This window comes from Streptomyces sp. G45, from assembly GCF_049542095.1.
In the GTDB taxonomy this organism is placed as follows: Bacteria; Actinomycetota; Actinomycetes; order Streptomycetales; family Streptomycetaceae; genus Streptomyces.
Window position 1 is genome coordinate 3883733 of sequence record NZ_JBMUZU010000001.1, and the last position, 20498, is coordinate 3904230.

The 20498-nt window shown below is 73.5% G+C and carries 15 protein-coding genes, 3 tRNA genes and 5 pseudogenes; 5 read left to right on the forward strand and 18 right to left on the reverse strand.

What is annotated here, in order from left to right; translation table 11 throughout:
* Nucleotides 1–85: 85 nt before the first annotated feature.
* The 3 genes from ACOBQU_RS15810 to ACOBQU_RS15820 all read right to left on the reverse strand — a co-directional run bounded on the left by ACOBQU_RS15810 (nucleotide 86) and on the right by ACOBQU_RS15820 (nucleotide 816).
* Nucleotides 86–158: transfer RNA gene (locus ACOBQU_RS15810), tRNA-Met, on the reverse strand.
* 49 nt (nucleotides 159–207) lie between these two features.
* Nucleotides 208–280, reverse strand: a tRNA-Thr gene (locus tag ACOBQU_RS15815).
* Nucleotides 281–570: 290 nt separating this feature from the next.
* On the reverse strand, nucleotides 571–816 hold the full coding sequence (locus ACOBQU_RS15820; protein ID WP_423627584.1) for a hypothetical protein: 246 nt from the start codon (nucleotides 814–816) through the stop codon (nucleotides 571–573).
* Here ACOBQU_RS15820 and ACOBQU_RS15825 point away from each other — a divergent pair.
* Together ACOBQU_RS15825 and ACOBQU_RS15830 are read left to right on the forward strand one after the other, a co-directional pair.
* Nucleotides 737–1897, forward strand: a pseudogene (locus tag ACOBQU_RS15825) (amidohydrolase family protein); the annotation flags it as partial. The gene ACOBQU_RS15820 and the pseudogene ACOBQU_RS15825 sit on opposite strands and share 80 nt — an antisense overlap.
* A gap of 122 nt (nucleotides 1898–2019) precedes the next feature.
* Nucleotides 2020–2676, forward strand: coding sequence for an SDR family oxidoreductase (locus ACOBQU_RS15830; RefSeq protein ID WP_423627586.1), 657 nt, complete (start codon nucleotides 2020–2022; stop codon nucleotides 2674–2676).
* Nucleotides 2677–2769: 93 nt separating this feature from the next.
* Here ACOBQU_RS15830 and ACOBQU_RS15835 read toward each other — a convergent pair whose 3' ends face one another.
* Nucleotides 2770–2994 (reverse strand): hypothetical protein, encoded by a 225-nt coding sequence (locus ACOBQU_RS15835; protein WP_423627588.1) that lies wholly within the window; start codon nucleotides 2992–2994, stop codon nucleotides 2770–2772.
* Nucleotides 2995–3359: 365 nt separating this feature from the next.
* On the opposite strand from ACOBQU_RS15835, the gene ACOBQU_RS15840 reads away from it, so the two are divergent.
* Nucleotides 3360–6260, forward strand: coding sequence for a hypothetical protein (locus ACOBQU_RS15840; protein WP_423627590.1), 2901 nt, complete (start codon nucleotides 3360–3362; stop codon nucleotides 6258–6260).
* The gene (locus tag ACOBQU_RS15845) at nucleotides 6257–7348 is read left to right on the forward strand and encodes a hypothetical protein (protein ID WP_423627592.1); all 1092 of its coding nucleotides are present in this window, start codon (nucleotides 6257–6259) and stop codon (nucleotides 7346–7348) included. The genes ACOBQU_RS15840 and ACOBQU_RS15845 overlap by 4 nt, the downstream gene beginning before the upstream one ends.
* A 76-nt stretch (nucleotides 7349–7424) precedes the next feature.
* Here ACOBQU_RS15845 and ACOBQU_RS15850 read toward each other — a convergent pair.
* A tRNA-Tyr gene (locus ACOBQU_RS15850) sits at nucleotides 7425–7506 on the reverse strand.
* Between the two features lie 199 nt (nucleotides 7507–7705).
* On the opposite strand from ACOBQU_RS15850, the gene ACOBQU_RS15855 reads away from it, so the two are divergent.
* Nucleotides 7706–8194, forward strand: a complete 489-nt coding sequence (locus ACOBQU_RS15855; RefSeq protein WP_423627593.1) for a YajQ family cyclic di-GMP-binding protein — start codon at nucleotides 7706–7708, stop codon at nucleotides 8192–8194.
* A gap of 165 nt (nucleotides 8195–8359) precedes the next feature.
* On the opposite strand, the gene ACOBQU_RS15860 is transcribed toward ACOBQU_RS15855, so the two are convergent.
* The 13 genes and pseudogenes from ACOBQU_RS15860 to ACOBQU_RS15920 form a co-directional block, all read right to left on the reverse strand.
* Complete coding sequence (locus tag ACOBQU_RS15860; RefSeq protein ID WP_423627595.1) at nucleotides 8360–8626, reverse strand: GlsB/YeaQ/YmgE family stress response membrane protein; 267 nt, start codon at nucleotides 8624–8626, stop codon at nucleotides 8360–8362.
* 114 nt (nucleotides 8627–8740) lie between these two features.
* The gene (locus ACOBQU_RS15865) at nucleotides 8741–9202 is read right to left on the reverse strand and encodes a YccF domain-containing protein (protein ID WP_423627596.1); all 462 of its coding nucleotides are present in this window, start codon (nucleotides 9200–9202) and stop codon (nucleotides 8741–8743) included.
* A pseudogene (htpX, locus tag ACOBQU_RS15870) lies at nucleotides 9199–10060 on the reverse strand (zinc metalloprotease HtpX). Before htpX ends, ACOBQU_RS15865 begins: the two are co-directional and overlap by 4 nt.
* Nucleotides 10061–10243: 183 nt before the next feature.
* Nucleotides 10244–11788, reverse strand: coding sequence for an NADH-quinone oxidoreductase subunit N (locus ACOBQU_RS15875; protein ID WP_423627598.1), 1545 nt, complete (start codon nucleotides 11786–11788; stop codon nucleotides 10244–10246).
* Nucleotides 11785–13361 (reverse strand): annotated as a pseudogene (locus tag ACOBQU_RS15880) (NADH-quinone oxidoreductase subunit M). The gene ACOBQU_RS15875 and the pseudogene ACOBQU_RS15880 overlap by 4 nt, the downstream one beginning before the upstream one ends.
* Nucleotides 13362–13367: 6 nt before the next feature.
* Nucleotides 13368–15361 (reverse strand): annotated as a pseudogene (locus tag ACOBQU_RS15885) (NADH-quinone oxidoreductase subunit L).
* Nucleotides 15358–15774 (reverse strand): NADH-quinone oxidoreductase subunit NuoK, encoded by a 417-nt coding sequence (gene nuoK / locus ACOBQU_RS15890; RefSeq protein WP_423627600.1) that lies wholly within the window; start codon nucleotides 15772–15774, stop codon nucleotides 15358–15360. The pseudogene ACOBQU_RS15885 and the gene nuoK overlap by 4 nt, the downstream one beginning before the upstream one ends.
* On the reverse strand, nucleotides 15774–16379 hold the full coding sequence (locus ACOBQU_RS15895) for an NADH-quinone oxidoreductase subunit J (RefSeq protein ID WP_423627602.1): 606 nt from the start codon (nucleotides 16377–16379) through the stop codon (nucleotides 15774–15776). The genes nuoK and ACOBQU_RS15895 overlap by 1 nt, the downstream gene beginning before the upstream one ends.
* The gene (locus ACOBQU_RS15900; RefSeq protein ID WP_423627604.1) at nucleotides 16376–16951 is read right to left on the reverse strand and encodes a NuoI/complex I 23 kDa subunit family protein; all 576 of its coding nucleotides are present in this window, start codon (nucleotides 16949–16951) and stop codon (nucleotides 16376–16378) included. Before ACOBQU_RS15900 ends, ACOBQU_RS15895 begins: the two co-directional genes overlap by 4 nt.
* A complete protein-coding gene (locus ACOBQU_RS15905) occupies nucleotides 16951–17919 on the reverse strand; it encodes a complex I subunit 1/NuoH family protein (RefSeq protein WP_423627606.1) in 969 nt (322 codons plus the stop codon). The genes ACOBQU_RS15900 and ACOBQU_RS15905 overlap by 1 nt, the downstream gene beginning before the upstream one ends.
* Nucleotides 17916–19295, reverse strand: coding sequence for an NADH-quinone oxidoreductase subunit C (locus ACOBQU_RS15910; RefSeq protein WP_423627608.1), 1380 nt, complete (start codon nucleotides 19293–19295; stop codon nucleotides 17916–17918). Before ACOBQU_RS15910 ends, ACOBQU_RS15905 begins: the two co-directional genes overlap by 4 nt.
* Nucleotides 19292–19980 (reverse strand): annotated as a pseudogene (locus ACOBQU_RS15915) (NADH-quinone oxidoreductase subunit B). Before ACOBQU_RS15915 ends, ACOBQU_RS15910 begins: the two are co-directional and overlap by 4 nt.
* On the reverse strand, nucleotides 19971–20363 hold the full coding sequence (locus ACOBQU_RS15920) for an NADH-quinone oxidoreductase subunit A (protein ID WP_423627610.1): 393 nt from the start codon (nucleotides 20361–20363) through the stop codon (nucleotides 19971–19973). Before ACOBQU_RS15920 ends, ACOBQU_RS15915 begins: the two are co-directional and overlap by 10 nt.
* Nucleotides 20364–20498: the final 135 nt, after the last annotated feature.

Genomic DNA, 20498 nt, shown 5'->3' on the forward strand with positions numbered 1-20498 from the left:
GTGCTCCTATGACGGACGGATGGACAGATGAACGCAAGAAAGAGTAGCCGATCGAAGGACCGACCCCGCAATCGGCTACTGTGAGTAGCGGTGACCGGACTTGAACCGGTGACACAGCGATTATGAGCCGCTTGCTCTACCGACTGAGCTACACCGCTGCGATGTGATCCGGCCCCCCGTCCGAAGACAGGAAGACCCTCACATCAGAGCCCCAAAACGGAATCGAACCGTTGACCTTCTCCTTACCATGGAGACGCTCTGCCGACTGAGCTATTGGGGCGAGCGATGAAGACATTACACGCTCGGCAGCCGTTCACCCAAATCCGTTTCGCGAGGCCCGTCCCTGGGCAACGCACGGGCCCCGGCAGGCCCGTCCCGCACGCCTCACCGGACCCCGGCAGGCCCGTCCCGTACGCCTCACAGGGCCTCCCGCGGAGCGTCACCGCACCCGCGCACCACGCCCGTACGGCGCGTGCGCACCACATCAGTACGACTATTGCGCTCCTCCCGGAAGCGGGCCCGCCGCCGTCCTAGGCTCGGCTCCACCGCGTGATCTTGTGCGCCTCGCCGTCACCCTCCGCGCGTTCCGCGCCGCGCCGCGTGCCGGACGCGCCCGGGCCGTGTCCCCTGGCGCTTCGAGCCGCCTCCCGCCGCCCCGAGCCCCAGGAGACCGATGCCCGACAGCCAGCCGCAGCAGCCCCAGCCCGCCGAGTCCGCCGCCGCGTCCGGCGCCCTGCTGCTGTGCGGGGCGCGGCTCACGGACGGCAGGACCGTGGACGTCCGGCTCGGCGCCGGGCGCATCGAGGCCGTCGGCACGGCGGGCAGCCTCACCGCGCACGGCGCCCGCGTGGACCTCGGCGGCTATCTGCTGCTCCCGGCGGCCGCGGAGCCGCACGCCCACAGCGACACCGCCCTGTCCGCCCTCTCCGAAGGGCCGCTCCCCTACGACGTCCCGGACGTGCAGCGCCGCGCCACGGAGGCGGCCCTGCTCCAGCTCGGGCACGGCGCGACGGCGCTGCGGGCGCACGTGCGGATCGGTGACGTCCAGGGCCTCGGCCGCCTGGAGGCGGTGCTCCAGGCGCGGCGGTCGCTGCGCGGCCTTGTGGACCTGTCCGTGGTGGCGGTGCCGCGGCTGCTGACCGGGGCCGCGGGCGCGGACGCGCGCGCCCTGCTGCGGGACGCACTGCGGATGGGCGCCGCCGTGGTGGGCGGCTGCCCGGACCTGGACCCGGACCCGGCGGGGTACGCGGAGACGGTCCTGGACCTCGCGGCCGAGCACGGCTGCCCGGTCGACCTGCACACGGACGCCGGGGATCCGGCGCGCCTGGCCCGGCTGTGCGCGATGGCGGGCGGACTGCGGCCCGGCGTGGCGATGGGCCCTTGCGGCGGGCTCGGGCGGCTGCCGTCGGACGTGGCCGCGCGGTCCGCGGAGCAACTGGCGGCGGCCGGGGTGACGGTGGTGTGCGTGCCGCAGGGCGGCTGCGCGGGCACTCAGGAGCGGGGCACGGCTCCGGTGCGGCTGCTGCGGGCCGCAGGGGTGCGGGTCGCGGCGGGCAGCGGGGCGCTGCGGGACGCGGCGAACCCGGTGGGCCGGGGGGACCCCCTGGAGGCGGCCTACCTCCTCGCGTCCCGTGCGGGCCTCGGCCCCGAGGAGGCGTACGACGCGGTCAGTTCGGCGGCGCGGGCGGCGCTCGGGCTGCCTCCGGTGCGGGTGGAGGCGGGCTTTCCCGCCGAACTCCTCGCGGTGCGCGGCGACACGCTCGCGGGCACGCTGTCGCTGGCGTACAGCCGGGTCGTCATTCACGCGGGGCGCGTGGTGGCGCGGACGAGCGCGGTGCGGGAGTACTGCGACTCCGCCGCCGCGGCGGCCCTGGACCTGCCCCGGCAGGGGCGGGGCGCCCGGCTCCGGGGGCGGCGCCGGGCGTGTGAGGCGGGCCCTCGCGCCCCCCGTCGCACCAGCCCGCCCTCCGGCTGTCGCCGGGCCGCGCGGCCGGGCTCCCGCTGGCGTACGGTCGGAGCATGCGCATTGTCATCGCTGGAGGTCATGGACAGATCGCGCTCCGGCTTGAGCGGTTGCTCGCCGCGCGCGGTGACGAGGTCGCGGGCATCGTCCGCAACGCCGCGCACGAGGCCGACGTGCGGGACGCCGGTGCCGAACCGGTGCTGTGCGACCTGGAGTCGGCGTCCGTCGACGAGGTCGCGGGGCACCTGGAGGGCGCGGACGCGGTCGTCTTCGCCGCGGGCGCGGGGCCCGGCAGCGGCGCGGACCGCAAGGACACCGTGGACCGTGGCGCCGCCGTGCTGTTCGCGGACGCGGCGGAGCGGGCCGGGGTGCGCCGGTACGTGGTGGTGTCGTCGATGGGCGCGGACCCGGACCACCCGGGCGACGAGGTCTTCGACGCGTACCTGCGGGCCAAGGGCGCGGCCGACGCGTACGTGCGCGGGCGGACCGCCCTGGACTGGACGATCCTGCGGCCCGGCATGCTCACCAACGACGCGGGCACGGGCCTGGTCCGCCTGGAGGCCGCCACGGGGCGCGGGCCCGTCCCACGCGACGACGTGGCGGCGGTGCTCGCGGAGCTGGTGGAGACGTCGGCGACGGCGGGCCTGACCCTGGAGCTGATCAGCGGGTCCACGCCGGTGTCCGTGGCGGTCAAGTCGGTCGCCGGGAACTGAGACCCCCGTACGAGAGCCGGGGCCGGGCGCCGGGGCCGGGCGCCGGGGCCGGGCGCCGGGGCCGGGCGCCGGGGCCGGGCGCCGGAAGCAGCCCTAGAAGAGCGGCAGTTGCCCAGGGAACTCGGGCACCGCGTACCCGTCGAGCGCGGGCTGCGTGGCGTCCGCGTGGGCGTACCGGCGGGATCCGGGGCACGAGACCAGGTCCGCGCCGCCCCGCGGGCCCGGCGGGTCGTGGCGGGCGAACCGCCCGCCGACGACGGCGATGTCGCGGCGGCACTCCGGGCAGCGCCTGCGGCGGGACGAGCTGGTCGACGACATGCCCCCAGTCTGCCCCCGCCGCGCGCCCGCGCCGCGCACGGCCCGCGCACGGCCCACGTACGGCCCGCGCACAGCCCCGCGTACCGGCGTACGAATCCCGACGAGCCCCCGCCACACCCTGCGGCGCAGCCCCGCGACGCCCCGCCCAACTCGCGTACGAAGCCCGCGGCACCCCCGCGTGAGGCCGCCCTCCGCCCCACCCCGAAGCGCCCCGCCGCCGTTCCGCTCAGCGGAACGCGAGTGGCCCGTACACCGTGCGAGAACCAGGCTCGGGACGCCGACGGGGGCGTGCGGGGCCGTGCGTGCCCGTCGTGAGACGGCGCTTGGCTGACTGACCGCCAGGCCGAGCACGAGGGGGAACTCCTGTGGATGAGCTCGTACGGTTCGTACTGCAACGCCCGGCCCAGCAGCCGGAGACCAGCGAGGTGAAGCCGCTGCGCCCGGCCTTCGTCCCGCCCGGCGCCGACCGGCCCACGGCGGTCGGCAAGGCCCTGGCGCTGGTCGCGTCGGAGCGGTTCCTGCGGACGCCGGACCCGCTGAAGTACGCCGCCGCGGCGCGCGCCGTGGCCGCGCTGCTCGCGCCGAGGCCGCTGGAGGCCGACCACGTGCGGGACGTGGTGCGCGACCACGCGGGCAAGCCCGCGGACCAGGTGGTGGCCGACCCCCGGTTCGCGGCGGAGGAGGAACTGCTCGCCGACTCTCTGGTGGCGATGAAGCTGCTCTCCGACTCGTCGGGCGCGGACGCGCCGGGGCTCGCCGAGCTGGCCCGGGGCTACGACGCGATCCGCGCGGCGGCCGGGCCCGGCGAGTGCGTGCGGCTGCGGCCGCTGGTGCAGCCGGGGTTCGCCGATCCCCAGGCGGCCGCGCGGGAGCCGGGGTTCGCCGTCCCGCGAGCGGCACCGGAGCAGTCGGGGACCGCCGCCGCGCGGGAGCCGGGCCCCGGCAAGGACAGGGGCGAGGGCGACCCCCCGGACCGCGGTGACCGCGGCGCCGAGCGGCCCGCGCCCGCCGCCGACCCGGCCCGCACCCCGGCCGCCCCCGGCTCCGACCCCGCCCCGCTGCGCGACCTCGACGCCGCGCTCGCCGCCCTCGGCGCTCTGCGGGCCGACAGCTTCCACGGCCCCGTGCGGACCACCCACGCACCGGCCGACCAACAGGAGCTGACGCTCACTCATCTGCGTACGGAGCGGCCCTGGACGCTGACCGAGGAGGCGCTCGGCGCGCTGCCCGGCGAGGTGCGCCGGACCCTGGCGCACCTGGGCGCGGACCCGGCGCACACCCCGCTGCCCGCGCTCCTGGACGCCGTGCACGGCGCTCGGGCCGAGGCGTTGCGCGCGGCGGCGCTCGCACGCCTGCCCACGCCGGTGCGGGCCCATGTCCTGGGGCAGTCCGTGGTGGAGTGGGAGGCCGACGGCGACACGGCGGCGGCCGCGGGGGACATGGACCTGCCGAGGACGCGGGGCAACATCCGCCCCGCGGGCGTGGGCGACCTGCTCGTGGTGAAGCAGCACACCCTGCGCTACGAGGGCGGTGAACTCGCCCACGTGGAGAACGTCCTGGCGCGCGAGCGGCTCAGCCGCGAGACCAGACGCCTCGCGCGGACCGAGGCGACGCTCGTACAGGAGAGCGAGACCACCCGCACCGAGGAGCGCGACCAGCAGACCACCGACCGGTTCTCGCTCCGGCGCGAGGCGTCCGACACGGTCAAGCGAGACGCGGAGTTCAAGGCGGGTGTCGCGGTCACCGCCAGGTACGGGCCGTTCATCGAGGTGAAGGCGCACGCCGACCACGCGACGCGGACGGCGAGCGAGTCCTCGACCCGGCAGTCCGTGGAGTTCGGCAAGGACCTGGTGAACCGCTCGGTGTCGCGGGTCGTCGAGCGGGTCCTGGAGCGCCGGTCGGTGACCACCGTCGAGGAGTTCGAGGAGAAGTACGCCCACGGCCTGGACAACACGGCGGGCAGCCAGCACGTGACCGGCGTCTACCAGTGGGTCGACAAGGTCGTGCACACGCAGGTCTACAACTACGGCAAGCGGCAGCTGTTCGACGTGACGCTGCCGGAGCCCGCCGCCGCGTACCTCGCCGCGCAGCGCCTGCGCGGCCGTCAGTCGCAGACGCTGGTGAAGCCGCCGGAGTTCCCGCTGCGGGCGGACGAGGTCGACGAGGGCAACTACCTGGTGTGGGGGCACCTCTACGACGTGACGGACCTGGAGGCGCCGCCCCCGGCGTACCGCTTCAGCGGCAAGTCCGTGACCGCCGCGCTCCCCCAGGAGCCGCTGCTCAGCTCCGGCACCCACGACCTGGCGATCGAGGACGGCTACCGGGCCAAGTACCTCCAGGGCAGCTTCGGCACCGCCGTCAAGGGCACGGACGTCGACCTGTGGATCGTCGCGGGCAAGAAGCAGCACGACCTGACCAACCAGCCCGTGCCGCCCTTCGACCTGGACGGCGAGACGGGCACGCTGCCCGTGGCGTACTTCTCGCGCAACCTCGCGGCGTTCGCGCTGTCCCTCGAGGTGTTCTGCGAGCGGACCGAGCGGGCGCTGCGGGCCTGGCAGCTCAGGACGCACGGCAAGCTCACCCAGGGGTACCTGGCCAAGGTCAAGGCGTACGAACAGGCGCTCGCCGAGGCGCGCGCCGCCGCGGGCACGCCGGTGCCCGGCGGCAACCCGGGCCTAAACCGCAAGCTGGTCGCCACGGAGCTGCGCAAGCAGTGCCTGATGCTGCTCACGGGCCAGCACTTCGACGGGTTCGGGGCGGTCGAGGAGTCGGCGGAGGGGCATCCGCAGCCCGATCTGGGGCGCAGCGCCGAGCAGATGCCGTACGTCCGCTTCTTCGAGCAGGCGTTCGAGTGGGAGAACCTGGCGTACTTCTGCTACCCGTACTTCTGGGGCGCCAAGTCCGGCTGGCAGGGCCGGATGCTGCTCGACGACGCCGATCCGGACTTCGCGGACTTCCTGCGGGCGGGCGCGGCCCGGGTGGTGTTCCCCGTGCGGCCGGGCTTCGAGTCGGCGGTGGTGCACTTCCTGGAGACGGGCGAGGTGTGGAACGGCGGGGCGCCCCGGACCTCACCAGCCCGCTGTACGTGCCGATCATCAAGGAGATCCAGGAGGCCACGGGCGCGCCGGGCACCGAGACGGCGCAGGGCGAGCCGTGGCTGGTGCGGGTGCCGACGACGCTGGTGCGGCTGCGCGCCGCGGGTGATCTGCCCGCCTGGAAGAAGGTCGGCGACGAGTGGCAGCCCACGAACTGAGGGGGCGGCGTGAAGCAGTACGTGCTCCTTTCGGGGGCGGACTACAAGGGCGAGGGCGTCACGTTCCGGGTGCTGTGCGACAACCGCAGGAGGCGGCTCACGGCGGCGAACAGCGCGCGGGTGCCGCTGGTGTTCACCACGTTCGACCTCCAGGCCGGTGAGGTGGCGGTGACCCGGGTGACGTACGAGGGCGGGCGCGCGCGGGAGACGACCACCCGGGAGCGGCCGTTCTCCCGGGTGACCGCCGCCAGCTTCGAGCGGCGCGCGGCGCCGGGCCGCCCGGTCCGGCACCGCTTCAAGAACGGCCAGACCGGTGTCATGTCGATCACCGACGTGTACGGGGCCATCCGGGGCATCGGCGAGCGGGAGCCGGGCACGCTGGCGGAGTTCTCGGTGTTCTCGCACGGCTGGGAGAACGGTCCGATCCTCGTCAACAGCGACGACGACCGGACGGCGCGGCGGTACGTGCGGGACGGGGTGCCCGGCGCCCCCAGGGAGGAGGACATCGCGGTCCCGCCGACCATGCGCGATCCGGACGACAAGGATCCGCGGCCCGCGCTGGACTTCGTGGCGCCGACGATGGACGAGGCCGCGCTCGCCGCGTTCCGCAAGGCGTTCGCCAAGGAGGCGGTGATCTGGCTGTGGGGCTGCGCGCACCCTGTGGAGGTGGACCGGCTGCTGTCCAAGGTCGAGCGCCACCGGGCCTACCGGGCCTCGCCGCTTCCCGACGAGACGCCGTTCACGTTCACGGACCTGACGGAGCGGGAGATCACCTACCTCCAGTGGTACCTGAGGCCGGTCGTCGGGGAGTTCCCGGATCCGCGCGCGGTCACGCTGCGGTTCGGGGAGATCAAGCACTTCCTGTGCCTGGCCAACCAGGCGACGTACGCCGCCGCCATCGCGACGGCCGCCCGGACCCGCACCTTCGCGGCGCCGCTGGGCACGGGGGCGGAGTACGAGGGGCCGGGGCTGCTGATGCGGGTGGCCCCGGGCCACGCGCCGCACGCCCGCTTCTACCGCGTCCACCTCGGCCGCGCCTTCGACCCCGAGGGGCACGGGTACATGCTCTTCCCGCCGGGGACGTCCTGCCCGCGGCCCTAGCTCCGGGCCCGCCCGGCATACACGAAGAAACCCCCTCCGACCTGCTCTCACAGGTCGGAGGGGGTCTCCCTCAGCGTGGCGGCGCCAGGATTCGAACCTGGGAAGGCTGAGCCGGCAGATTTACAGTCTGCTCCCTTTGGCCGCTCGGGCACACCGCCGGGGTCGCTGCCTTAGAACCGCTGTTCGCGGTGCTCCGTGGCAACGACGTAAACGATACCTGATGTGCGGGGGTGCTTCGCCACCCGATTGATCGGCACCCCACGCCAGGGCAGTGGCTAGGCTTTGCGGATGCGGTCGGCGACTGAAGGCCGTGCACCCGCTGAGTTCGCACATACCGAGTACAAGGAGCCACAGGACATGGCCGACTCCAGTTTCGACATCGTCTCGAAGGTCGAGCGGCAGGAGGTCGACAACGCCCTCAACCAGACGGCCAAGGAGATCTCGCAGCGCTACGACTTCAAGGGCACGGGCGCCTCGATCTCGTGGTCCGGCGACAAGATCCTGATGGAGGCGAGCGGCGAGGACCGGGTCAAGGCGATCCTCGACGTCTTCCAGTCCAAGCTGATCAAGCGGGGCATCTCGCTGAAGTCCCTGGACGCGGGTGAGCCGCAGCTCTCCGGCAAGGAGTACAAGATCTTCGCGTCGATCGAGGAGGGCATCTCCCAGGACAACGCGAAGAAGGTCGCGAAGATCATCCGCGACGAGGGCCCGAAGGGCGTCAAGGCGCAGGTGCAGGGCGACGAGCTGCGGGTCAGCTCCAAGAGCCGGGACGACCTCCAGACCGTGATCGCCCTGCTGAAGGGCAAGGACTTCGACTTCGCGCTGCAGTTCGTGAACTACCGGTAAGCACCGGCACGCGGCAGCGGCGTACGAGGCCGAGGCGTACGCGCCTGCGGCGTACGGAAGAGGCGTACGCGCCCGAGGCGCATGGAAGAGGGCGGGCACCCGGGTCGGGTGCCCGCCCTCGGTGCTGGGCGCGGTCTTCGGGGCCGCCGGTGGCGCACAGGCCGGTCAGCGGCGGGAGTGGCCGAACAGGAGGCGGTAGGCGATCAGCAGGACAAGCGAGCCGCCGATGGCCGCCAGCCAGGTCGCGCCGTCGTAGAAGTGGTCGGCCACGGGGTGGTCGAGGAAGCGGGCGGAGATCCAGCCGCCCACGAAGGCGCCCGCGATGCCGATCACGGTCGTGCCGATGAAGCCGCCCGGGTCGCGGCCCGGCAGCAGGAGCTTGGCGGTGGCGCCAGCGAGGAGGCCTAGGACGATCCAGCCGATGATGCCCACGCGGTGACCTGCCTTTCGTGCCGTTTCGTACGGTGTTGTCCTGGTAGGACGTACCGCGTGGCGCGGCTGGTTCCGCTCGGTGGCGGGGTGCGGCGCAGGCCACAGGGGCGGGGCCTACCAGGCGCGCGGCTCCCCCGGGCCCTGCGACGGGCCGCCCGGCGCGGCGGGAGCGGGCCGGAAGCCCGCGCCCGCGGCGAACGGCTCGTCCGTGGGCACGATCTCGCGGCCCAGCGGCAGCAGCGAGACCGGGATCAGCTTGAAGTTGGCGAGGCCCAGCGGGATGCCGATGATCGTCAGGCACAGGAGCACGCCGGTGAAGACATGCCCGAGGGCCAGCCACCACCCGGCGAGGAGCAGCCAGATCACGTTGCCGATCAGGGACGGCGCGCCCGCGTCCGGGCGCTCGACCGCCTTGCGGCCGAAGGGCCACAGGGCGAACAGGCCGATGCGGAACGCCGCGAGGCCGAACGGGATGCCGATGATCGTGACGCAGAGCACCGCGCCCGCGAACAGGTAGGCGAGACACATCCAGAAGCCGCAGAGGACGAGCCAGATGATGTTGAGGACGATCTTCACTGCTGGCGACCTGCCATCCGCTCAAGCCGGGCGATGCGCTCCGCCATCGGCGGGTGAGTAGAGAACAACTTCGACATACCCTGGCCCGGCCGGAAGGGATTGGCAATCATCATGTGGCTGGCCGTCTCAAGCCGTGGCTCGGGGGAAGCGGCAGCTGCTTCGTCCCGGCGTCCAGTTTGCGCAGGGCGCTGGCGAGGGCCAGCGGGTCTCCGGTGAGCTGCGCTCCGGAGGCGTCGGCCTCGTACTCCCTGGAGCGGCTGATGGCGAGCTGGATGATCGACGCGGCCAGCGGGCCGAGCAGCATGATCAGGAGCATGCCGAAGATGCCGGGTCCCTCGTTGTCGTTCGAGCGGCCGACCGGAATCAGCCAGGCGAAGTTGACCAGAAACATGATGACGGAGGCGAGCGCACCGGCGACCGACGAGATCAGGATGTCGCGGTTGTAGACGTGGCTCAGCTCGTGCCCGATCACACCGCGCAGCTCGCGCTCGTCGAGGATGCGCAGGATCCCGTCCGTGCAGCACACGGCGGCGTTGCGCGGGTTGCGGCCGGTCGCGAAGGCGTTCGGCGCCTCCGTCGGGGAGATGTACAGGCGGGGCATGGGCTGGCGGGCCTGGGTGGAGAGCTCGCGCACCATGCGGTACAGCTCGGGGGCCTCGAACTCGCTCACCGGGCGGGCGCGCATGGCGCGCAGGGCCAGCTTGTCGCTGTTCCAGTACGCGTACGCGTTCGTGCCGATGGCTACGAAGAGGGCGATCACCAGGCCCGTACGCCCGAAGAAACTGCCGATGACGAGGATGAGTGCGGACAGTCCCCGAGGAGTACGGCGGTCTTCAGCCCGTTGGTACGGCGGTGCACGGTACGCCCTCCTGGTGGTGCGCGGGGAACCCTCTGCTTGCTGGTCTTCCACTGTTCAGTGGACCCTCCCTCACTGGTCAACGCCAGGCGGGAGGAGCTAGTTCCCTTGTGCGCGCGCAGGACGGCGTGGGCCGCCCGGGTGACGGGTCCCACCGCCCGTCCCCCGGGGGCGGCCGGTGCCCGTCAGAACGGGCTGGCCTCGGAGAACCTGAGGACGAGCTGGGGCGCTCCGGAGAGGGCGACCGCCAGGACGGCGGTGACCGCGATCGCGGCGGTGAGCGGGGCGGGGACGCGGTGGCGGGCGGCCTCGCCCTCGGGGGCGCGGAACAGCAGCGCCGTCCACTGGAGGTAGTAGTACAGGGCGATCACCACGTTGACCGCCATGATCACGGCGAGCCAGCCGAGGCCCGCGTCGACCGCCGCCGAGAAGACGGTGACCTTCGCGAACAGGCCGATGATCCCGGGCGGCAGGCCCGCGAGGCAGAGCAGGAAGAACGCGAGGGTGAGGGCCGACAGCGGGCTGCGGGCGTAGAGGCCGCGGTAGTCGCTGACGCGGTTGCGGGCCCTCGATCGGCCCACCAGGGCGGCCACGGCGAACGCCCCGAGGTTCACGGCCGCGTACATCAGGGCGTACGCCACCGTGGCCCCGATGGCCTTTCCGGCGTCGGACGCCCGGTCGGCGTACCCCGCCGCCGCGATCGGCACCAGGAGGTAGCCCGCCTGGCCGACGGAGGACCAGGCGAGCAGCCGGACCGCGCTGTGCGCGCGGGTGGGCCGCTGGCGCAGGGCGGCCGCGTTGCCCGCCGTCATGGTGAGCGCGGCGAGAACGGCCAGGGCCGGTCCCCAGACGTCGTCGTACTCCTGGAAGGCGACGACGAGGACCAGGATGAGGCCGGTGAAGCCGACCGCCTTGCCGACGACCGACAGGTAGGCGGCGACGGGCAGGGGCGCGCCTACGTAGGTGTCGGGCACCCAGAAGTGGAAGGGGACGGCCGCCACCTTGAAGGCGAAGCCGACCAGGGTGAGGACGACACCGGCGCGCGCCAGGGTGCGCAGGTCGCCGTCGACCTCGCCGAGCTTGGCGCCGATCTCCGTGAGGTGCAGGGTGCCCGTGGCGGCGTAGACGAAGCTCACGCCGAGGAGGGTCACGGCGGTCGCGGTGACCGAGGACAGGAAGAACTTCAGGGCGCCTTCGGAGGAGCGCTTGTCGCCGCGCTTGAGGCCCACGAGGGCGAAGGCGGGCAGCGAGGCCACCTCCAGGGCGACGACGAGGGTGGCGAGGTCGCGTGCGGCGGGCAGCAGGGCGGCGCCCGCCGCCGAGGACAGCAGCAGGAACCAGAACTCCCCTTCGGGGATCTCCCTGCCCGCGGCCCGCGCGTCCTTCAGGGTGCTCAGGGAGAGCAGCGCCGTGAGGAGGGCGCCGCCGATGACGAGCAGCTGGATGACCAGGGTGAACTCGTCGACGGTGTAGCTGCACATCGTGTCGCCGCGCCCGACCACGCAGAACGTGGCGCGGTCGGCGTCCAGGATGGGCAGCAGGGCCAGGCCCGCGGCGGCCAGGCCCGCGAGGGAGACCCAGCCGAGCAGCGCCTTGTGCCGCGCGTCCACGAAGAGGTCGGTGACGAGCACGGCGAGACCGACGACGGCCACGATGGTGGGCGGCGCGACGGCCAGCCAGTCGACGGACTGGACGACGTTCGCCGCGCTCTCGGTGGGGGCCACGGTCACGACTTTCCTCCCGCGAGGAGCTGCTGCACGGCCGGGTCCGTGAGGCCGAGGAGGGCCGCGGGCCAGAGTCCGGCGAGGACGGTGAGGGCGACGAGCGGGGTCCAGGCAGCGAACTCGTAGCCGTGGACGTCGGCGAGGCGCGGCGCGCCGGGCTCGGCGGCCGGGCCCATGCAGACGCGGCGTACGACGACGAGCAGGTACGCGGCCGTGAGCAGGGTGCCGAAGGCGGCGATCGCCATGAACGTGAGGAACGCGGGGCGGCTGAGGTCGTCCGCGGGCCTGAACGCCCCGAACAGGGCGAGCATCTCGCCCCAGAACCCGGCGAGTCCGGGCAGGCCGAGCGAGGCGACGGCGCCGAAGGCGAGCAGCCCGCCGAGGCGCGGCGCCCTGCCGTACAGGGCGGCGCCGGAGCCCTCGGCGAGGGCGTCGAGGTCGCTGGTGCCGGTGCGGTCCTTGAGGGCGCCGACGAGGAAGAACAGCAGGCCGGTGATGAGGCCGTGGGCGATGTTCGCGAAGAGCGCGCCGTTCACGCCGGTGGGGCTCATCGTGGCGATGCCGAGGAGTACGAAGCCCATGTGGCCGACGGAGGAGTACGCGACGAGGCGCTTGAGGTCGCCCTTGGCGCCGGGCCTGGCGAGCGCGAGGCAGGCGAGGGACCCGTAGACGATCCCGACGACGGCGAACGCGGCGAGGTAGGGCGCGAACGTCGCCATGCCGTCGGGCGCGATCGGCAGCAGGATCCGGACGAACCCGTACGTGCCCATCTTCAGCAGGACACCGGCGAGGAGCACCGAGCCGACGGTGGGCGCGGCGGTGTGGGCGTCCGGCAGCCAGCTGTGCAGCGGCCACATCGGCGTCTTGACCGCGAGCCCGATCCCGATCGCCAGTACGGCGATGACCTGCACGGACTTGGTCAGCTCGGGGTGATTGTCAGTGGCGAGTGCCACCATGTCGAACGTGCCGGACTTCAGGCCGATGAGGAGGAGGCCCAGCAGCATCACGACCGAGCCGAGCAGCGTGTAGAGGATGAACTTCCAGGCGGCACGGGCGCGGTGGGCGCCGCCCCAGCGCGCGATGAGGAAGTACATCGGGATGAGGACCATCTCGAACGCGAGGAAGAACAGCAGCAGGTCGAGGACGGCGAAGGTCGCGAGGGTGCCGGACTCCAGGACGAGGACGAGGGCGACGAACGCCCGGGGGACGGGCCCGCGGGCATCTTGAAGTAGCTGTACAGCGCGCAGAGGAAGGTCAGCAGCGCGGTCAGGACCAGGAGGGGGAGGGAGATGCCGTCGACGCCGAGGTGGATCCGCACGTCGAGTGCGGGGATCCAGCTGATGTCGGTCGTGGCCTGGATCTTCGACGGGTGGTCGTGGTCGAAGCCGAGCGCGAGGACGATCGCCGCGATGAGCACGGCGCCGGTCACGGTCACGCCGTGGCGCAGCACGGCCTGGTCAGGGGACTTCCCCTTCAGCCCGGGGGGCGCCGGGAGGAGCGCGGCCACGGCGCCGATGAGCGGCCCGACGACGATCAACGCGAGAAGGAACTGCATCACTGACTCACTGATACCGATCACGGCTGCTCACGCTCCCGCGGTGGCGACGAGGACGGCGGCGACCGCCAGGACGACGGTGCCCGCGAGCAGCGCGCTCAGATAGGTCTGCACGTTGCCGGTCTGCGCGCGGCGGACGGCCGCGCCGAGCAGGCGGGGCGTGGTGGCGGCGCCGCGCACGTAGGTCTCGACGACCTCGCGGTCGAGGAAGCGCACGAGGCGGGCGCCCGCCTGGACGGGGCGGACGAACAGGGCCGCGTAGAGGGCGTCGAGGTGGAAGCCGACGGCGGCGTGGCGGTGCAGCGGGCCGAGGAGGAGGCGGCCCGGGTCCGCCGGGTCGGGGCGCTCGCCACATCCCCGTACGCGGGGGTGTGGGTGGCGATGGCCTCGGCCTCGACCCGGCCCGCGTCGCCGTCCGGGTGCGCGGCGACAGCGCCGATCGGGACGCGGGCGGCGAGGGCCGTGACGTGCCGCCAGGCGCCGTACGTGACGAGGGCGCCGACGAGGGCGAAGCCCGTGCCGAGGACGGAGGTGGTGAGCGTCGGGGCGAGCTTGTGGCCGTCGAACCAGTCGGGCAGCGCGCCGACGGTCACGCCGAAGGCGAGCGAGGGGACGGCGAGCACCCAGAGCACGGCGGTCATGGTGAGGGGCTGTCTGCCGTGGTCGGGGGCTTCCGCTCCCCTGCCGTTAAAGGCCAGTAGCCACAGGCGGGTCGCGTACGCGGCGGTGAGGAGGGCGGTGAGCAGACCGGCGACGAGGACGATCCAGCCTGCCGCCTCGGGGACGGCGTCGGTGTGGCCGGTGGCCGTGTGCTCGGCGGCGCCGAGGACGGCCTCCTTGGAGAAGAAGCCGCTGAACGGCGGGATCGCGGCGAGCGCGAGCAGCGCCACGGTCATCGTCCAGTAGGCGTCGGGGACGCGGGCGCGCAGGTTCCCCATGCGGGACATCGCGGCCAGCGAGTTGGTGCCCGCCGCGTGGATGATCACGCCCGCGGCGAGGAAGAGCAGCGCCTTGAAGGCGCCGTGGGACAGGAGGTGGAAGACGGCGGCGCCGCGGTCGCCGACGGCGAGCGCGCCGGTCATGTAGCCGAGCTGACCGATCGTCGAGTACGCGAGGACGCGCTTGATGTCGTCCTGCGCGAGCGCGGCGAGCGCCGACGCGGCCATCGTGACGGCGGCCATGACGGCGAGGACGACCAGGGCCGCCGAGGAGGCGGCGAAGACCGGGAGGAGCCGGGCGACGAAGTAGACACCGGCGGCGACCATCGTCGCGGCGTGGATCAGCGCGGAGACGGGGGTGGGGCCCGCCATCGCGTCGGGCAGCCAGGTGTGCAGCGGGAACTGCGCGGACTTGCCCGCCACGCCCGCGAGGAGCAGCAGCGCGATCAGCGTCGGATGGTCGAGGCCGCCGTCGGCGACGGCGCCGAGGACGGCGGTGATCCGGAACGAGCCCGCGTCGACGGCGAGGGCGAACAGACCGATCAGGAAGGGGACGTCGCCGAGCTTGGTGACCAGGAAGGCCTTGATCGAGGCGGCGCGGGCCTCGGGGGTCTCCCAGTAGTGGCCGACCAGGAAGTACGAGCAGATGCCCATGACCTCCCAGCCGACAAGCAGCACCATCAGGTCGCCGGAGTAGACGACGAGCAGCATGGCGGAGGTGAACAGCGAGACGAGGGCGGCGTACGAGGGGTAGCGCGGGTCGTCGCGCAGATAGCCCGTGGAGTAGAGCTGTACGCAGGAGGCGACGAGGCCGACGAGGACGGCGGTCAGGGCCGCGAAGCCGTCGATGTGCAGGGCCAGGTCGATGGGGACCGAGCCGGTGGGCGTGAGCTGGGTGGCCGCGTCGACGGCGGCGTCGCCGCCCTGGCGTGAAGCCACGACGGCGGCGAGGGCCAGCGACGTCAGCGTGGGCAGTACCGCGAGGGGCCGCACCAGGCCGGGGGCGGTGCGGCCGAGGAGCAGGCCCGCGGCGGCGCCGAGGAACGGCAGGAGGGGGACGAGGACGGCGAGGGTGGTGGTGTTCACGCGGTGGCCTCGGCCTTCTGGGACGTCCGCGGCGGCCGCGGCTGCTCGTCGGGGGCGGGCTCGTCGGCGGCTTCCGGGGAGCCGCCGTCATCGCCGTCGTCGTCAGGGCGTTCGGCGGTGTCGCGGAGGTCGTCGACGGCGGAGGTGCCGCGGTTGCGGTAGACGGCGAGGACGATCGCGAGGCCGATGCCGATCTCGGCGGCGGCGATGGCGATGGTGAACAGGGTCAGGGCCTGGCCGGAGTGCAGCTTGTCGCGGAGCCAGACGTCGAAGGCGACGAGGTTCAGGTTGACGGCGTTGAGCATCAGCTCGACGGACATCAGGACGAGGATCGCGTTGCGCCGGGCGAGCACGCCGTAGAGGCCGACGCAGAACAGGAGGGCGGCGAGGACGGCGGGGTAGGCGAGGTGCATCAGCGGTTCTCCTCCCGGTGCTCGGCGGCGGTCGGGGCGCCCGGGTCGGCACCGTCGCGCGCGGCGTTCCTGCGGGACAGCACGATCGCGCCGACGAGGGCGGCCAGGAGCAGCACGGACAGGGCCTCGAAGGGCAGCACCCAGTGCCGGAAGAGGATCGCACCGGTCACGTCGGTGGAGCCCTGGGCCGCGCCGTCCAGGTCGATCCACGTCGTACGGAAGGCGTCCACGACGACCCACACCAGGGCGGTGGCCGCGGCGAGGGCGACGGCGAGCGCCACCCAGCGGTTGCCGGAGTCGGCGTCCGGGGAGCGGCCGATGGGGGCCTTGGTGAGCATCAGGCCGAACAGGAGGAGGACGACCACGGAGCCCACGTAGATGAGGACCTGCACCCAGGCGATGAACTCGGCGGTGAGCAGCAGGTACTCGACGGCGAGGCCGCCGAGGGCGACGACCAGCCAGAGCGCGGCGTGCACGAGCTGCCGGGTGGTGACGGTGACGACGGCGGCGCCCAGGGTGACGAGACCGACGAGGACGAAGGCGATCTCGACGCCGATCGGGGACAGGAAGCCCTGGGGGGCGTCGGCGGCGACGGTGAGGTTCACGCGTCCCCCTCGGGGGCGGCGCCCTGCCCGGCGGCCTGGTCGGCCGTCTGCTCGGCGGCCAGCTTGTCGGCGGTCTTGCGGGCGGCGGCGAGTTCCTTGGGTTCCTCGGCGGCCGGGTCGAGGGCGGGTGGGGCCGGGACGGTCCACATCCACTCGCGGAGCTTGTCGCGCTCGTGGGTCAGCTCGCGGATGTCGGTCTCGGCGTACTCGAACTCCGGGGACCAGAAGAGCGCGTCGAAGGGGCAGACCTCGATGCAGATGCCGCAGTACATGCACAGGGAGAAGTCGATGGCGAAGCGGTCGAGGACGTTGCGGCTGCGCTCGCGGCCGCCGGGCGTGGCGGCGGGCACCGTCTCCTTGTGGGAGTCGATGTAGATGCACCAGTCGGGGCACTCGCGGGCGCACAGCATGCAGACCGTGCAGTTCTCCTCGAACAGGCCGATGACCCCGCGGGTGCGGGGCGGCAGGTCGGGCTGGACGTCGGGGTACTGCTCGGTGACGGACTTCCGCGTCATCGTGCGGAGGGTGACGGCGAGGCCTTTCGCCAGGCCCGAGCCAGGGACCGGAGGCATCAGTTGATCGCCACCTTCACGATTCCGGTGAGCGCGATCTGCGCCAGGGCGAGCGGGACGAGGAGGGTCCAGGAGAGCTTCTGGAGCTGGTCCTCGCGGAGGCGGGGGTAGCTGACGCGCAGCCAGATGACGACGAAGGCGAGGACGCCGGTCTTCAGCAGGGTCCACACCCAGCCGAGCCCGTCGGCGCCCCAGGGGCCGTGCCAGCCGCCGAGGAACAGGACGGTGGTCAGGCCGCACAGGACGACGATCCCGGCGTACTCGGCGAGCAGGAAGAGGGCGAAGCGCAGCCCGGTGTACTCGGTGTACGCGCCGAAGATAATCTCCGAGTCGGCGACCGGCATGTCGAACGGCGGGCGCTGGAGTTCGGCGAGCCCGGCCACGAAGAAGACCAGGGCGCCGACGATCTGCCACGGCAGCCACCACCACTCGAACGCGTCGAGGATGCCGGGCAGCGAGACCGTGCCCGCGGCCATCGCCACCGAGGCGGCGGCGAGCAGCATCGGCAGCTCGTAGGCGAGCAGTTGCGCGGCGGTGCGCAGGCCGCCGAGCAGGGAGAACTTGTTGGCCGACGCCCAGCCCGCCATCAGGGAGCCGAGGACGCCGACGCCCATGACCGCGAGGACGAAGAAGACGCCCGCGTCGACGACCTCGCCGACGGCGCCCTCGCCCGGGCCGATGGGGAGGGCGATGAGCACCAGGAGGTAGGGCAGCAGCGCGACGGCCGGGGCGAGCTGGAAGACCCGGCGGTCGGCGTCGGCGGGGACGACGTCTTCCTTCTGGGCGAACTTCACGCCGTCGGCGACGAGCTGGGCCCAGCCGTGGAAGCCGCCCGCGTACATCGGGCCGAGGCGGCCCTGCATGTGCGCCATCACCTTGTGCTCGGTCTGGCCGACGATCAGGGGCAGGGCGAGGAAGGCGACGAGGACGAGGAGGAGTCGCAGGGCGACGTCGAGGGCGTCGTTCACTGCGGGCCTCCTGGGGTGTCTGGGTGGCTTGGGGTGTCTGGGGTGTCTGGGTGGCTTGGGGTTTCTGGGGCGCCTGAGGTGTCGGTGCCGTCCTCCGGGGCCGGGGCCGACCCGGGCGCGGGCTTGGCCTCGGGCTTCGGCGCGGCCGCGGGCTTGGCTTCGGGCTCGGGCTTCGGCGCGAGCGCGGGCTTGGCTTCGGGCTCGGGCTTCGGCGCGAGCGCGGGCTTGGCCTCGGGCTCGGCATCCGGGGCGGTCGCGGGCTCGGGGCCCGGCGCGGGCTCCGGCGTCGGCTCAGGGGTGGCCCCCGGCTTCGGCTCAGGCGCGGGCTCCGGCGTCGCTTCCGGTGTGTCGAAGGCCGGGCGGGCGTGGTGCCACGGGGCGTCCGAGCTGCGCGGGGCGGGCTTCGGCCGGTCCTGGGCGGAGGCGGCGGGCGGGGCCGACGCGGGCGGCTCGGCCGGGCCCGTGGCCTCCGGGCGCTGCGAGGCCGAGCCCTGGCTGGCGCTGCGGTTGCGGCGGGGGCGCGGGGCCGCCGCCGACGGGCCGGGGGCCTGCGGGGTACCGGCGGCCGCGGCCTGGCTGGCGGAGCCGTCCGCCGCGCTGCGCATACGGCGCGGGGCCGGTGCCGCCGTGGACGCCTCCGCCTGGCCGGACGGCCCCGACGGTTCCGGTCGCCCCGCCTGGCTGGCCGAGCCCTCGCTCGCCGACCGCGTACGCCGCACCGGCCGCTCCCCCGCGCCTGCCGCGCCCGCCGCGCGCCCCGCGGCACCCGCCGCGCGCCCGGCTCCCCGGGCGGGCCGCGCCGGAGCCGCCGGGAGCTGGCCCTTCAGCGGGCCCCACTCGTTGGGGTCGGGGACGCCGGGCGGCAGCATCTGGCGCCGCTTCGGACCGCCGTGCTCCGACTCGCCCGGCTCCTTGGCGCCGGGCCACGCCTTCGCGACGCGCGCCGCCAGGACGAAGTCCTTGCGCAGCGGGTGGCCTTCGAAGCCGTCCGGCAGGAGCAGCGGCACCAGGTGCGGGTGGCCTTCGAAGTGGACGCCGAACATTTCGTGGGTCTCGCGCTCGTGCCAGGCCGCGCCCGCGTACACGTCGACGGCGGACGGCAGGGCGGGCGCCTCGTGCGGCACCGTCGTGCGCACGAGCAGCCGCCGCACCGGCGCGAGCGCCACCACGTGGGCGCTCACCAGGAAGCCCGTGCCGGGCTCGTCGACGGCGCTCAGCCAGTCGAAGTAGGTGCAGCCGAGCCGGTCACGGGCGGCGAGCAGGGCGGCGGTCCAGGAGGCGGCGGGGACGTCGACGGTCAGGACGTCGTACGCCTCCTCGGCCGTGGCCTCCGTACCGAAGAGCTCCTCGACGGGAGCGGGCAGCCAGCCGGTCATCTCGCTTCCTCCGCGGACGCCGTGGTCCCCTCCGCGGACGCCGTGGTCCCCTCCGCGGACGCCGTGGTCCCCTCCGCGGACGCCGCGGGCGTGGGCGCGGTCACCAGGTCACTGCGGAGCGCGGCCGTCGACGGGCGCGCCCCGTTCGCGCTCCCGTAGCGCTCCCCGAGCGACTCGCGGGCGATCTTCTCCTGGAGCTTGAGGATGCCCTGGAGCAGCGCCTCCGGGCGGGGCGGGCAGCCGGGGACGTAGACGTCGACGGGGATGATCTGGTCGACGCCCTTGGTGACGGAGTACGAGTCCCAGTAGGGGCCGCCGCAGTTGGAGCAGGCGCCGAAGGAGATGACGTACTTCGGCTCGGGCATCTGCTCGTACAGGCGCTTCACGGCGGGCGCCATCTTGTCCGTGACCGTGCCGGAGACCACCATCAGGTCGGCCTGGCGGGGGCCCGGCGCGAAGGGGATCACGCCGAAGCGGATGAAGTCGTGCCGCGACATGGAGGTGGCGATGAACTCGATGGCGCAGCAGGCGAGGCCGAAGTTGAAGACCCACAGGCTGTAGCGGCGGCCCCAGTTCAGGACCACCTTCATCGGTTCGGGGGCGAGGCGGAGAGCACGCCGAGCCGCTTCGGCTCCGGGAGGAGCACGGGCTCGGTCGGCCGCTCCGGCTCCTGGTTCACGTCCATGTGAGGACGCCCTTCTTGTAGGCGTACAGCAGTCCTACGGCGAGGAAGCCGAGGAAGATGAACATCTCGACGAGGGTCGTGGCCCCGTAGCCGGGCGCGGCGAAGACCGTCGCCCAGGGGAAGAGGAAGATCGAGTCGACGGCGAAGATCACGTAGAGGAACGCGTAGACGTAGTAGCGGACCTGGGTGTGGGCCCAGCCCTCGCCCACCGGGTCGACGCCGCACTCGTAGGTGAGCAGCTTCTCCGGGGTCGGCACCACGGGCCGCAGCAGGCGGCCCGCGCCGAAGGCGACGGCGACGAACAGCACGCCGACGACGGCGAGCAGTCCGACGACGGAGTACGACGCGAAGTATCCGCTCGCCACGAACACGTCAGCCCTCACTCCCGACCTCGTTCGACGATCTGTACGCACGGGAGTCTAGGGCCTGCTAAAGGCGAGGTAAGCAGACAGTCAGGGACGAGGTGGGGTTACCCCCAGCCAGGTTCGGAGGTCACCCGGATGGCGCGCGGCGGGCCC

What these genes read in the sequence shown, in the direction of transcription:
- ACOBQU_RS15855 (WP_423627593.1), top strand. Translation starts at nt 7,706, where the DNA reads ATGGCCGACTCCAGTTTCGACATCGTCTCGAAGGTCGAGCGGCAGGAG.
- ACOBQU_RS15900 (WP_423627604.1), bottom strand. Translation starts at nt 16,951, where the DNA reads ATGCCTCCGGTCCCTGGCTCGGGCCTGGCGAAAGGCCTCGCCGTCACC.
- ACOBQU_RS15835 (WP_423627588.1), bottom strand. Translation starts at nt 2,994, where the DNA reads ATGTCGTCGACCAGCTCGTCCCGCCGCAGGCGCTGCCCGGAGTGCCGC.
- nuoK (WP_423627600.1), bottom strand. Translation starts at nt 15,774, where the DNA reads ATGCACCTCGCCTACCCCGCCGTCCTCGCCGCCCTCCTGTTCTGCGTC.
- ACOBQU_RS15910 (WP_423627608.1), bottom strand. Translation starts at nt 19,295, where the DNA reads ATGACCGGCTGGCTGCCCGCTCCCGTCGAGGAGCTCTTCGGTACGGAG.
- ACOBQU_RS15830 (WP_423627586.1), top strand. Translation starts at nt 2,020, where the DNA reads ATGCGCATTGTCATCGCTGGAGGTCATGGACAGATCGCGCTCCGGCTT.